The organism is Nitrobacter hamburgensis X14 (assembly GCF_000013885.1).
Classification (GTDB): domain Bacteria; phylum Pseudomonadota; class Alphaproteobacteria; order Rhizobiales; family Xanthobacteraceae; genus Nitrobacter; species Nitrobacter hamburgensis.
The window spans coordinates 2,125,931-2,138,064 of sequence record NC_007964.1; the positions used below are offsets into that span (position 1 = coordinate 2,125,931).

The 12,134-nt window shown below is 57.9% G+C and carries 11 protein-coding genes; 6 read left to right on the plus strand and 5 right to left on the minus strand.

From position 1 onward, the window contains the following. Nucleotides 1–64 precede the first annotated feature (64 nt). Nucleotides 65–793, minus strand: a complete 729-nt coding sequence (locus NHAM_RS09755; RefSeq protein ID WP_011510400.1) for a CBS domain-containing protein — start codon at nt 791–793, stop codon at nt 65–67. 264 nt (nt 794–1,057) lie between these two features. Between NHAM_RS09755 and NHAM_RS09760 the strand changes: the two genes are divergently transcribed. Beyond that, nucleotides 1,058–1,894: a universal stress protein gene (locus NHAM_RS09760; protein ID WP_011510401.1), complete on the plus strand. Its 837-nt coding sequence runs from the start codon at nt 1,058–1,060 to the stop codon at nt 1,892–1,894. Between the two features lie 103 nt (nt 1,895–1,997). Here the strand turns inward: NHAM_RS09760 and NHAM_RS09765 are convergent, their stop codons facing one another. From NHAM_RS09765 to NHAM_RS09775, 3 genes are all read right to left on the minus strand, one after another. Further along, nucleotides 1,998–2,915 carry a CHAD domain-containing protein gene (locus NHAM_RS09765; RefSeq protein WP_245270041.1) on the minus strand — a complete coding sequence of 306 codons (918 nt, stop codon included), beginning with the start codon at nt 2,913–2,915 and terminating at the stop codon, nt 1,998–2,000. Between the two features lie 20 nt (nt 2,916–2,935). After that, the gene (locus tag NHAM_RS09770; protein ID WP_245270042.1) at nt 2,936–4,174 is read right to left on the minus strand and encodes an AAA family ATPase; all 1,239 of its coding nucleotides are present in this window, start codon (nt 4,172–4,174) and stop codon (nt 2,936–2,938) included. Nucleotides 4,175–4,528: 354 nt separating this feature from the next. Then, nucleotides 4,529–5,512: a zinc-dependent alcohol dehydrogenase family protein gene (locus NHAM_RS09775; protein WP_011510404.1), complete on the minus strand. Its 984-nt coding sequence runs from the start codon at nt 5,510–5,512 to the stop codon at nt 4,529–4,531. A gap of 169 nt (nt 5,513–5,681) precedes the next feature. Here NHAM_RS09775 and NHAM_RS09780 point away from each other — a divergent pair, with 169 nt between their 5' ends. The 3 genes from NHAM_RS09780 (at nt 5,682) to NHAM_RS09790 (ending at nt 9,571) form a co-directional block, all read left to right on the plus strand. Continuing rightward, complete coding sequence (locus tag NHAM_RS09780) at nt 5,682–6,152, plus strand: Hsp20/alpha crystallin family protein (RefSeq protein ID WP_011510405.1); 471 nt, start codon at nt 5,682–5,684, stop codon at nt 6,150–6,152. 81 nt (nt 6,153–6,233) lie between these two features. Then, the gene (locus NHAM_RS09785; RefSeq protein ID WP_011510406.1) at nt 6,234–6,674 is read left to right on the plus strand and encodes a CBS domain-containing protein; all 441 of its coding nucleotides are present in this window, start codon (nt 6,234–6,236) and stop codon (nt 6,672–6,674) included. Between the two features lie 203 nt (nt 6,675–6,877). After that, entirely contained in the window at nt 6,878–9,571 is a 2,694-nt protein-coding gene (locus tag NHAM_RS09790) for a bifunctional acetate--CoA ligase family protein/GNAT family N-acetyltransferase (RefSeq protein WP_011510407.1), read from the plus strand. A 25-nt stretch (nt 9,572–9,596) separates the two neighbouring features. Here NHAM_RS09790 and NHAM_RS09795 read toward each other — a convergent pair whose 3' ends face one another. Then, entirely contained in the window at nt 9,597–9,998 is a 402-nt protein-coding gene (locus NHAM_RS09795; RefSeq protein ID WP_011510408.1) for a hypothetical protein, read from the minus strand. Nucleotides 9,999–10,213: 215 nt separating this feature from the next. Between NHAM_RS09795 and NHAM_RS09800 the strand changes: the two genes are divergently transcribed. Together NHAM_RS09800 and NHAM_RS09805 are read left to right on the plus strand one after the other, a co-directional pair. Continuing rightward, nucleotides 10,214–11,350 (plus strand): MlaE family ABC transporter permease, encoded by a 1,137-nt coding sequence (locus tag NHAM_RS09800; RefSeq protein ID WP_041357918.1) that lies wholly within the window; start codon nt 10,214–10,216, stop codon nt 11,348–11,350. 2 nt (nt 11,351–11,352) lie between these two features. After that, nucleotides 11,353–12,132, plus strand: a complete 780-nt coding sequence (locus NHAM_RS09805; RefSeq protein WP_011510410.1) for an ABC transporter ATP-binding protein — start codon at nt 11,353–11,355, stop codon at nt 12,130–12,132. Nucleotides 12,133–12,134: the final 2 nt, after the last annotated feature.

Sequence of the window (12,134 nt, forward strand, 5' to 3'; positions counted from 1 at the left end):
ATTCAATCCGTCTCAGGGCCGACAGCGATAGTGTGCCTGCATCTGTCGTGTTCTTCCGGAGTAATCAACGCGCCGCTGCCAGTTGGTCATCCTCCGGAGAAATCAAGTAGAGCCCAGACATGGTATCGACCCAGCAAAGGTGATCGTGAACGTTTTTCACGCCGGCGGCATTTTCTGCCGTGACCACGGCAGCCTGTCGGGCCCGTTCGTCGGTAATGACCCCGCTGAGGTGCACGATTCCGCCGTGCACAATGACGCCCAGGCCGTATGGACACCAGTCGCTCTTCTCGATGGATGTAATGATGCGGTCGCGAATATGGTCATCATCCGCGGTCGGATCTGGAACCTCGCGGGCAAGCCCTGCGACGGCCTGCAGTAGATTGGCGCGTGTGACGATTCCGACAATCTGGTCGCCCCGCATCACCGGCAACCGCTTGATGCTGTTCTTTTCCATCGTTGTCACAATGTCTTCCAGCAACGTATCTTCTGATACGGTACAAGGGTTCGGTGTCATGATTTCACCGACCTTGCGACCTTGCTCGTGAACGAAGTCCGACGCGTCCCTGCCGGCACCGAGCAGGAATTTCAGCCATCGAGCTCTCCTGCGCTGTGTTCCAATTTCGGCACGGCGAATAAAATCTCCTTCCGAAATGATGCCGACCAGCTTTCCTGCTGCGTTGATCACCGGGAGGCCACTGATATGTTGTTTGAGCATGGTGTTCGCGGCATCGACGATAGTCGTGTCAGGATTGACCGTGGTGACCTGTCTAGTCATGATCTGATGAGCGCGCATCGAAAAGCTCCAAAAGTTTGGATAAAGCGTCTCAAAATGCTATCGCCAATGCATCGAGATGGCTTGACCTAGGTCAAGCGCGATGGCTGCTCGGAATATGGGAGACTACCGCCTGGCTGCTAGTGTCTCTCATCGTTTGCAACAGCGGCCGCATCATTTGTAGGTACTTGATCTGGATCATTCGCGTTTCATCATCTCGGCTCCATGCATATCGGTGGAAGAAACTATTGTAATTTGTCGATTGAGCCGCATCGGGAGAAAAGAATGACCTACGCGACGATCATGGTTAGCCTTGCGTCCGATCAGCCGAACGAGAGCTGTCTCGCCATTGCCAGCGAAATGGTCGAACGATTTGACGCGAGAGTTGTTGGAATCGCGGCTGCGGAGTTCAGTCCGCCGCTTTATTTCACTTCGGGTGAGCAAGCCGATAAGCTGATTGAGCAAGGTCGGAACGCCGTCAAGACGCGATTGTCTGAGCTTGAGTCCGAGTTCCGAAAGGTCATGAATCGGGGCACGAAACACGTCGAATGGCGTGCCAACATGGAGGTGCCTATTCGGTTTGTCGCGCGCGAAGCGCGCGCCGCCGATATTATCGTGATCGGACAAAGTCGAGACAGCGCATTTACAGACCCATTTGCCAGGGTCAACCCGAGCGATCTGGTGGTGCAGGCGGGCAGGCCGCTGCTTATTGTTCCGGAAAAGGCTGACTGGCTCGATTTGCGAAGCGTGCTGGTCGCCTGGAAGGACACCCCCGAGGCGCGGCGGGCAATCGTCGATTCGCGTCCGTTGCTTCGTAAAGCCAAGGACGTCACGATCACCGAGATTGTCGAGGACGGCGGCAGCCACGAGGCGGCATTGAAGCGTACTAATGATGTGGTTACGTGGCTGTCGCATCATGACATTGCAGCGAATGCGCTTGTTCCGGAAGAGAGTTCGACACGGGATGCTGCGGCTTCGCTGGACAGTATTGCGTCCAGTGTCGGAGCAGGCGTGATTGTTGCGGGAGCCTATGGTCATTCGCGGTGGCGCGAGTGGGTACTCGGTGGCGTGACGCAGCACCTTGCAACTGAATCGACGCGTTGCGTATTGCTATCGCGTTGACTCGACAGAATTGAGATGAGCCAGTGGAGGAACCGAGTGAGTGACTCGCTACAAGCCCGTTCCAGGTTCGCGAATTGTCAAATTTTGGAAGCGAGGAACCCAGCTAGAATGGCTTTAATTCCGCCATTTTCCGGAAAGTGACTGCAGCGGCCTTGATCATCCGTTCTCTGGCTTTTCGGTCCGTCGGAAACAGCGAGCGCCATCCCGCTCCGTCGTCCCGCGTCGGTTTTGCCAAAGTGGTTGCGATAACGCGGCCTTGCTCAGCGTCGTTTAGCTGCCCCAGATATTTCTGAGTCTTGCGTAGAGACTTAAGATACTCTCTCACGCTTGCGTGAGATTGACTTGGGAGAAGCTGTCCGAGGATTTCGAGTGCATAACGGAGTCGCTTGCTTCTTATCCTGAGTCGATGACGCTGACTTGCATTCATATCCTCAAGGGCGCGGCTCTTTTTTATCAGCTTCTTGTGCCACCGATCAAGCTGGCGGTCAGAATACGTCGTGAGCGAGGTTGATGATTGCAGGCTGTCCTGCGACCTATTTCCATTCTCAATCCAGATTGACATGTCGCGCAGCAGTATCCGGTATCGCCTTGAGTGAAGCGCACAGCTGAGCTCTCGATGGCTGGTGCTCCATGCTTTCCGCCAAGCGCGACCGAGCGATTGTGCTTGCAGCCTCGTGTCATCGGATGAGGGAAGCCGCTTAAGCGCGACGTCTAGATCGCGCGCCCGGCTCAGGCGTTTGTTCAACCATTTCAATTCACCCTTCAAGGGAGACCATTCTGGAGATGGAATGGAAGAGGAGAAAAAAGATCGGGCAGCTCGCAAACGGGTCAGCGCAATGCGCATCTGATGCAGCGCTTCCCGGTCTCCCTCGCACGTTGCCTGTTGATTCGCTGCCAGATCGTCGAGACATCCGCGCGCAATCGCGCGAAATGCTTCCTGGCATGTCATCGTTGCGGTCAGTCGCGGCAGTTTGTAGCGGCGATGCCGTCCCTGTCGCTGTTTGGAGCGTGAGCCGTCCAAGGGAGACTTTCGTGGTCCAGTCATGGTGGGTCCAGTGGATTTGGCAAGACGGTTTCAGTCGCGCCAAACGTTTCCCTGCAACGTTGCAGAGTTTGCTGAGATGTTCCGGAAGCATCGATCATGTGCCAGTCAAGCGGGCCGATGTCGTAGTTCTCCTGGTGTCTGACGAGATCGATGGTGGCATCGGAAGCATCGCTTACGCGATGTCCGACCCGTTTCATTCGTGTTGTTATGTCGCTCACGAGAAAGAAACCGAGAAATGGCAGGTTGAGCTTGCGAGCGATAGCGGCAACCGAATGCCGCTCGGCCGGCTTGGCAAAGACCGCGTCGAGAATGACGGAGTGCCCTTGCGAGAGAATTCGTCCGGCTCGTTCGGTCAGGGTTTGATAAATGATCGAGGTAGCCTCTGGCTGGTAGGCAGTTGTAGGCAACCGTTGCGTCTCATGGGTCTGGAAATACTGTTTGCGCGTGACATCTGAACGCAAAATCAAGGCTCCCGGCGGAGGGTCAATGGCGTCGGCGAGCGCGCGAGCCAGCACGGTCTTTCCAGTTCCGGACAGGCCACCAATAGCGACAAGCGTTGGCGAGGCAGGGGAAATCAGTTGGCGTGCCAAAGCACAATATGAGCGGGCCGCAAGTCGTATGCTCTCTTTATCGGTATTGGATCCGCCGAGGCGTGCCAGCAGGACGTTGGCGCGAATGGCGGCGCGCATCGACATGAACAGCGGGAGTGTCGCGATTCCGTCGAGATTGTCTTCAAATGGTGTGATCAGGTATCTGTTGAGAAGGATATTGGCCTCGAGACGGCGTCCGTAGTGCAAAAGATCCATCAAGGTGAACGACAGATCGTAAAGAATATCGACTGAGGCGATCGCAGGATCGAACTCGATCGCGTCGAACAGAACCGGCTTATGCTCGATCAGCACGATGTTGGCGAGATGCAGATCGCCGTGGCAACGTCGAACGAACCCGAATCGGCCGCGCTCCGTCAATCGCGCTCGAATCCTCGAGAACTCAGTCTGGCTTGCTGCGTCAAGCTCATCGATGGCGTCTACAGGTAAGCAGCCTGAAGCCCGGAACGCGGATGTATTGTCGGCGATGATGGATGGAATGGAAGTAATCCATCGGTCAGCCGCGGCGGCGGGTGCGACCCGATGCGATGCCGCGATGGTGTCGGCAAGATCCACGACCAGAGCAGGCTCCAATGCGCCGGCCTGAGCGAGGTGATCCAGCGTCTGGCGTTCATCGAAGCGCTTCATTTCGACGGCATATTCGACCGGCAGCCCGTCGCCGCCGATGCAGAATGAACCGTCATCGCCTTGTGTGATTGCGACAACGCGGCGGTAGATTTGCGGCGCGGATGGACGGTTGATCTTGATCTCTTCGTCGCAGGACGCCTTTCGTTTCGCCAGTGTTGAATAGTCGAGAAATGGAAACCGGATCGCGCGTTTGACCTTCAGTGCCCTGTCGCCTGCGAGAAAGACCACCGCGGCGTGGGTGTCGATGCGGCGCACGTCGGCATCGTCATGTGTCGCGGGGGCGGCCAGGAAGTCAAAAACCTCCTGCTGAGTGACCGTGTCCTGGGTGGTCGGGCTTGTCATGTCCGGCTTTGGTTAGGGTTGGAGTACGGCCGCCCCCAGCAGTTGTCCTGCCCTCAGCATGGCAAGGGCGTCGTTGGCCCTGTCGAGGGGAAAGGTCGTCGTGCGGATGTGAATTCCGGCCTGAGGAACGATCTTGAAGAATTCGATGCCGTCCCGCCTCGTCAGATTGGCAACGGACAGCAGTTGCCGCTCCTCCCAAAGGAGGTTGTATGGAAATGACGGAATATCGCTCATGTGGATTCCAGCGCATACAACCCGGCCACCCTTGCGAACTGCGCGCAGGGCGAGCGGGACCAATTCACCGGCCGGGGCATAGATGATGGCGGCATCCAGTTCGGCCGGCGGACGCTGATCGGATGCACCGGCCCAGACGGCGCCAAGTTGCCTCGCGAAGTCCTGCGCCGCGACATCCCCGGCGCGGGTGAAGGCAAATACGGAGCGCCCCTGCCAGATAGCGATTTGAGCGACGATATGGCCTGCCGCGCCAAATCCGTAGATACCGAGCCGTTCGGCGTTGCCCGCCATGACCAGCGACCGCCAACCTATCAGGCCGGCACATAATAGCGGCGCGACCGACACGTCATCGCCGGTTCGGCCGATCGCGAAAGCATAGCGCGCATCGGCGATGGTGTGGGTTGCGAAGCCGCCATCGCGGGTGTAGCCGGTGAAAAGCGGGCGGTCGCACAAATTCTCCATGCCGAGGCGGCAATAACGGCAAACGCCGCAGGTGTACCCAAGCCAGGGGATCCCAATGCGGTCACCAATCTGATGACCGGTTACGCCGATACCCATCAGGTCGATGCGGCCGACGATTTCATGACCAGGGATGATCGGATAGCGGATGCCGGGAAGTTCCGAATCGACGACATGGAGATCGGTGCGGCAAACCCCACACGCGTTGATTTTGACGCGGATTTCTCCGTCGCCGGGGACTGGATCGTCGCGCTCCTGCACCTGGAGCGGTGTGGCTGGAGCCGAGAGCACCATCGCGCGCATGGAATGCCTCCTAACAAGGCCAGCAGCGCAGTACGTCCGATCAGCTTGGAACGTAACGCGGGTATTCATTGCAGTGCAACAGCCACCCCTGTTTGACCTCGATCAAAATATTCCCGCTGGCGCGTGGTGAGATGACGCCGCCCAGAGGTCATTATTTGGAGGATCAATCATGATGAAGTCGCTCATCCCGGTAGGACGGGATAGTTCCCTGGCACGTACCGAAGCAAATCCGTTGGCGAGATTGCAGCAAGAGATGGACCGGTTGTTCGATGGTTTCAGCAGGAGCTTTGCCGGTCTGTCGTCACGGACGCTGATGCCCAGCATGGATCTTGCCGAGACGGACAAGGAGATTGAATTGACCGCGGAACTGCCCGGCATGGAGGAGAAAGACGTGCAGTTGAATGTCGTGGACAATCATTTGACGATTCGCGGCGAAAAGAAGAACCAGCGAGAGGAAAAAGAAAAGGACTATCATCTTGTCGAGCGGGCCTACGGTTCCTTCGTGCGAACTGTCGAACTGCCGCCGGGCGTGAACCTCGACAGCATCAAGGCAGTGATGTCGAAGGGTGTCCTGAAGGTCACGGTACCGAAGCCGGCACCCGCGCAGGCAAAAACAATCGAAGTCAAAACGGCAGCCTGATTTAAGAGGGCCGGGCGCGCGTAGCATGCACTGCGCGCGCCCGAGGTCGCTGAGGTCGCTACAGCAAAATTGGGTGATATCTTGTATCAATTTCTCGAACAGACCGTCGACCGTTACATGACGCGCAAAGTCAAGACGGTATCGCGCGAGGTCACGATGGACGAACTCAACGGTCTGTTCGCCAGCGATGATTTCAATGCCTATCCGGTCGTCGACCAATCGGAGGTCGTTGGCCTGGTGACAAAGTTCGACTTCCTCAAATGTTTTGCCCTTACGGTGAGCTCAATGGTTCCGCGCTATGACGAACTTATGAAACGAACCGTTTCCGATGTGATGATCCACGACTTTATCTATGTGAACGCAACGACGAAGTTGGTGCGTGTGTTGCAGTTGATGGTCGAACACCGGCTTCGCAGCATTCCCGTTATGGATACGGGCCAGCATCTGGTCGGCATCATCGCGCGCGAGGATGTTATGCGGGCTTTGCGAGACTGCACGCGTGGCGAGCAGCGTGCCGTGTAAACTCGATCTGAAAATTTCTCGTCACGCTGCTGAGCCAGGCATCTTTGCAGCGGCAGTTGCGCAAGGCTGTCGGTGTGCGAATCCCCGAACAAATCCACTCGAACTTCGCACTTTCGGTGTTATCATCTCTCGAATATATGCGCCTGATGTGCCGCAAAAGCCATCGAGATTGCAGCGCAGACGTCTTTCGGTGTGAAAGTTCCATGTCAACCTATCGATTGAATAGTCTGCTTTCTCCGAACTCAGTCGCGTTGGTCGGTGCGAGCACGCACAGCGGCTCGGTTGGGCGAGCGATTATAAAAAACATCCGCGCGTCCCGGTTTGGAGGTCCGTTCGGTGTCGTCAATTCGCATTATCGGGAGATTGACGGCATAGCGACGGTCAAGCGTTTAGCTAAGCTTCCGTTTGTCCCGGAGCTAGTCATTGTCACCACGCCGGCGGCAACGGTTCCTGAGATCGTTGCCGAAGCCGGACAACTCGGCTCCGCTGGAGTCATCATTGTCAGCGCCGGCCTTGGCCACGGAGCGGGCTCATTGGCGGAAGCCGCCGAGCGCGCGGCGCGTGCCTATCATATGAGGCTGATCGGTCCTAATTGCCTCGGCATATTAATGCCAACGATAAATCTGAACGCGAGCTTCGCGGCTCATATGCCACGCGCGGGTAATCTGGCATTGATTTCCCAATCCGGTGCAATAGCAACCGGGATGGTGGATTGGGCAGCGCGCCGTAACGTCGGATTTTCTGGAATCGTATCGGTCGGTGACCAGCTTGATGTCGATATCGCTGATCTGTTGGAGTTTTTTGCACTCGATACCGATACCAAGGCGATCCTGATGTACATTGAGGCGGTCAAGGACGCCCGGAAATTCATGTCCGCGGCACGGGCGGCGGCGCGAGTCAAGCCGGTCGTCGTCGTCAAATCGGGACGGATGGCGCAAGGAGCCAAGGCGGCGGCAACGCATACGGGTGCGCTGGCCGGTTCGGATGCCGTCTATGACGCGGCGTTCCGTCGCGCGGGCATACTGCGGGTGTTCGATCTCCGGGAGCTGTTCGATTGTGCGGAGACACTGAGCCGAGTCAAATTTGCGTTTGGAAAGCGGTTGGCCATGCTCACCAACGGGGGCGGCATCGGCGTCCTCGCGGTGGATCGGCTTATCGAGTTGGGAGGGATTCCGGCGGCACTCAATCCCGTCGTCAAACAACAGCTCGACGCCGTTTTGCCGGTGACATGGTCGGGCTCCAATCCGGTCGATATCATTGGTGACGCCGATCCGGCGCGTTATGTCGCGGCGCTCGAGATTTTGTTGGAGGATGGTGATAGCGATGCTGTCCTTGTCATGAACGTGCAAACGGCGATTGCCGATTCAGGCGCCATCGCTACGGCGGTCACCCGCGCCGTTGACGCCGATCGGCGCAAGCACACTGTTTCCGCCAAACCGGTGCTGGCGGTATGGGTCGGCGCCGACGAAAAGATCTCGAGAACGTTTACCGATGCAGGCATTCCCGATTTTCCGACGGAAGACGACGCCGTGCGCGGATTTATGCATCTCGTTCATCACCGCGAGGTGGTCGAATCGCTTGCCGCGGTGCCGCCGAGCCTGGCACATGAATTCGTACCTGATACCGAAGCGGCGCGGCGAGTTGTCGAGTCGGCGGTGGCGGAGGGTAGAGGATGGCTCGATCCGATTGAGGTCATGGGCGTCCTGGATGCTTACGGGATTGCCAGCGTGCCGACGCGGGCGGCTGCCAATGCCGAAGAGGCCGCTGCTCATGCGGAATCCTTGTTTGCGCAGGGCGCGACCGTTGTTCTGAAGGTGCTTTCGCGCGACATCTCGCACAAATCCGATGTCGGCGGCGTGGTGCTCAATCTGACCAGCGTCGATTCGGTTCGCGCCGCGGTCCTCCGCATTCTGGCGAGTGCCAAAGCGAAGCGCCCGGATGCAAGGATTGATGGTTTCATGGTGCAGCCGATGATCCTGCGGCCGAAGGCTCGTGAACTCATCCTGGGAATCGCCAGCGATCCGACTTTCGGCTCCGTCATCGTTTTCGGCCACGGAGGCACGGCCGTGGAGGTGATCAACGACAAGGCGCTGGCCCTGCCGCCGCTCGATCTCAAGCTCGCCCGCGATCTTGTCGAGCGCACCCGCGTTTCCCGGCTGTTGCGTGCCTATCGCGATGTGCCTCCCGTCAAACAGGACGAAATACCTTTGACATTGGTGAAACTGGCACAACTCGCGGCAGATATTCCCGAGATCAGCGAACTGGACCTCAATCCGCTGCTCGCCGATGAGACCGGGGTTCTTACGGTGGATGCCCGTATCGCGGTGGGGCCTCCGATGCGAAAATTTATCGGCCCGGGCAATGCCAACTTTGCTGTTCGGCCGTATCCGTCGCAATGGCTGCGACATCTTGTGTTGAAGGATAATTGGCGGATCATGGTCCGGCCGATCCGGCCTGACGACGAACCGTTGATTTCTGACTTTCTGCGCCACATCACAAAGGAGGATCTGAGATTCCGGTTCTTTGCTGCCATAAAGCCGTTAAACCATGAATTCATTGCGCGGTTGACCCAACTCGATTACGCGCGCGCAATGGCTTTCGTCGCTTTCGATGAGGTTACCAACGAAATGGTTGGCGTCGTTCGAATCCACTCAGATTCGATTTATGAGACCGGTGAGTATGCGATACTGCTTCGCTCGGACTTGAAAGGCAGAGGACTGGGTTGGATGCTGATGCAATTGATCATCGAGTATGCCAGATCCGAGGGGTTAAAGTACATTGCTGGCGATGTTCTAGCGGAGAACACGGTGATGTTGGCAATGTGCCGGGATCTTGGCTTCGAGATTGTGAACGATCCCGTCGAGCATGACATTTTCCATGTCAGGCTTGTGCTTTAGCCGAGGCATGTCTGTAATCATCGTGTCACAGACGGGAAACCGACCTGACGCGATAGGTGTGCATAGTACCTCCTTCGTTGATTGAAACGTATTCACCAGGCACGAAACGCTCGTCCGCGAAGTGATATCCGGCTTCGTCGGACAGGTTGGTCGCGTCATCGTAATGGAATGCCCAGGCGCCGCCGGGACGATGAACGAGATGACCGACATCGTCGTTCACGTCCGGCCGTAAACGTGTCACGCGACATGCCTCACGATGCTCTTTCCATGACTCGTGATCGATGCGGCCATCAGGGGCGAGCGGGGCGATAACGATGTAGCCGACATCGCTGTCTCCTTCGGGGTGGCCGGGTTCGCGCGCCAGATCGAGGCGAATCTGCCGGAATTGCAGCGGCAGGGAGGTATTCAGGATCGGTTTGAGATGCATGATCACAATCCTCGCGTCTGATGGACGTTCGGCCGATGAGCCAGTTCCAGGCTCTGCCTTTTCCGAACCGGACGGAAATCTATACGGGTGGCGCTGCGTGCCGTTGACTTGCCTCAAATGTCTATTCGACCGGCTGCCTTAGCGGCGGTTTGAGGCAAGTCAACGCTCATTCCCGGGTGCAGTTTATGGAGGGGGCGGCGAGCTGGAGATTTCCATTGGCGACGGCACCCCAATTGACGGCCACCTCAAGAGGCGATGCGCTCGAGTTGCGCCCGGACGGTTCCTGGATCGCGGCGAATGTCATCGCCCTGGAAACCCTCGCGGACGCCGTCGCGCCGCAGGTCGAGCGGGCGAAGTCCCTGAAAATGGATATGAGCGGCCTGAGCGAACTCGATACGCTAGGAGCCTGGTTGCTCGAAAAATTGTCGCGGCGAGTGGCATCTGCCGATCATCCGGTTGAAGTCGTCGGAGTTTCTGAAAACTACGCCGGCCTGATCGAGGAGGTCCGGCATGTAAACCGGCACAATCCTCCGCCACCCAAGGCGCGCAATCCTGTGATTGCCAAAGTGGAGGAGATTGGCCGCTCGGCCTGGGGCTCCCGCGAAGACGTGGCCGTGTTCTTGCAAATGCTCGGTTCACTTTGCGTCGCGTTGCTCGGCATCATTCGCAAGCCGCGTTCGCTGCGGCTCACGTCGTTGGTTTATCAATTGTATCGGGTCGGCTGGCAGGCGATCCCCATCATCCTGCTCATCACGTTTCTGATCGGCGCGATCATCGCTCAGCAGGGCTTTTTTCATTTTCGCAAGTTCGGCGCCGATTCCTACGTCGTCGACATGGTCGGAATTCTCGTGCTGCGCGAGCTCGGCGTGTTGATCGTTGCGATCATGGTCGCCGGCCGATCCGGCAGCGCTTACACCGCCGAACTCGGCTCCATGAAGATGCGCGAGGAGATCGACGCACTATCCACCATGGGTCTCGATCCCGTCGTCGTTTTGATCCTGCCGCGCGTTCTGGCCTTGGTTTCTGCGCTGCCGATCCTGACGTTCATAGGATCAATGGCCGCGCTTTACGGCGGCGGTCTGGTCGCATGGTTCTATGGCGGTATGGGCCCGTCCATATTCATTGCGCGGCTGCACGACGCAGTTTCCGTGACGCATTTCGAGGTCGGCATGATCAAGGCACCCTTTATGGCCCTGGTGATTGGCATCGTGGCTTGTAGCGAGGGTTTGCGTGTCAAGGGCAGCGCCGAATCGCTCGGTAAGCAAACGACAACATCGGTGGTGAAGTCGATCTTCTTGGTGATCGTGCTGGATGGATTGTTCGCGGTGTTCTTCGCGTCGATTGGAATGTAGCGATGGATACATCGGTTGGGGAGTTCGCAATTCAGGTCAACGACCTCGTCGTGGGTTTCGGGCGCCGCGTCGTCATCAATCATCTCGCGCTCGATGTACGCTGTGGCGAGATCCTTGGCTTGGTCGGCGCGTCGGGCGGCGGTAAGTCGGTGCTGATGCGAACCATCATCGGCCTGATCCCGCGAAGGGGCGGTGAGATCGAGGTGATGGGCGCCAAGATCGGCTCGACCCATGATCGCGGAACGCAGACGGTCGCCGGCAAATGGGGCATCTTGTTCCAGCAGGGAGCGCTGTTCTCCTCGCTCACCGCGCGGCAGAATATCCAGTTTCCGTTGCGCGAGAATCTTGTGCTGTCAGATGCGCTGCTGGACGAGATTGCTACAGCCAAGCTGGAAATGGTCGGCCTGACCCCGGAGGATGGCGACAAGTTTCCCTCCGAACTGTCGGGTGGCATGACCAAGCGCGTGGCGCTGGCACGGGCGCTGGCGCTCGACCCGGCGATCGTTTTTCTCGACGAGCCGACCTCCGGCCTCGATCCTATCGCGGCGGGCGATTTCGATGCCCTGATCAAGACATTGCAGAAAACCCTGGGCCTGACGGTGTTCATGGTGACCCACGATCTTGCCAGTCTGAATACCATCTGCGACCGCGTCGCGGCGCTGGCGGACGGCAAAATTGTCGCCATCGGGCCGATGCGGGAGCTGCTCCAATCCGAACACCCGTGGGTGCGGGCCTACTTCCATGGCAAGCGCTCGTTGATGCTGCAACCGAAAGCGAGTTGAGC

Bases quoted from the DNA above. Each gene is read 5' to 3' on its own strand.
- NHAM_RS09775 (WP_011510404.1), bottom strand. From the start codon at position 5,512: ATGCGCGCGATGGTGCTCTCGGCTCCAGCCACACCGCTCCAGGTGCAG.
- NHAM_RS09755 (WP_011510400.1), bottom strand. From the start codon at position 793: ATGCGCGCTCATCAGATCATGACTAGACAGGTCACCACGGTCAATCCT.
- NHAM_RS09780 (WP_011510405.1), top strand. From the start codon at position 5,682: ATGATGAAGTCGCTCATCCCGGTAGGACGGGATAGTTCCCTGGCACGT.
- NHAM_RS09795 (WP_011510408.1), bottom strand. From the start codon at position 9,998: ATGCATCTCAAACCGATCCTGAATACCTCCCTGCCGCTGCAATTCCGG.
- NHAM_RS09790 (WP_011510407.1), top strand. From the start codon at position 6,878: ATGTCAACCTATCGATTGAATAGTCTGCTTTCTCCGAACTCAGTCGCG.
- NHAM_RS09770 (WP_245270042.1), bottom strand. From the start codon at position 4,174: ATGAAGCGCTTCGATGAACGCCAGACGCTGGATCACCTCGCTCAGGCC.
- NHAM_RS09760 (WP_011510401.1), top strand. From the start codon at position 1,058: ATGACCTACGCGACGATCATGGTTAGCCTTGCGTCCGATCAGCCGAAC.
- NHAM_RS09805 (WP_011510410.1), top strand. From the start codon at position 11,353: ATGGATACATCGGTTGGGGAGTTCGCAATTCAGGTCAACGACCTCGTC.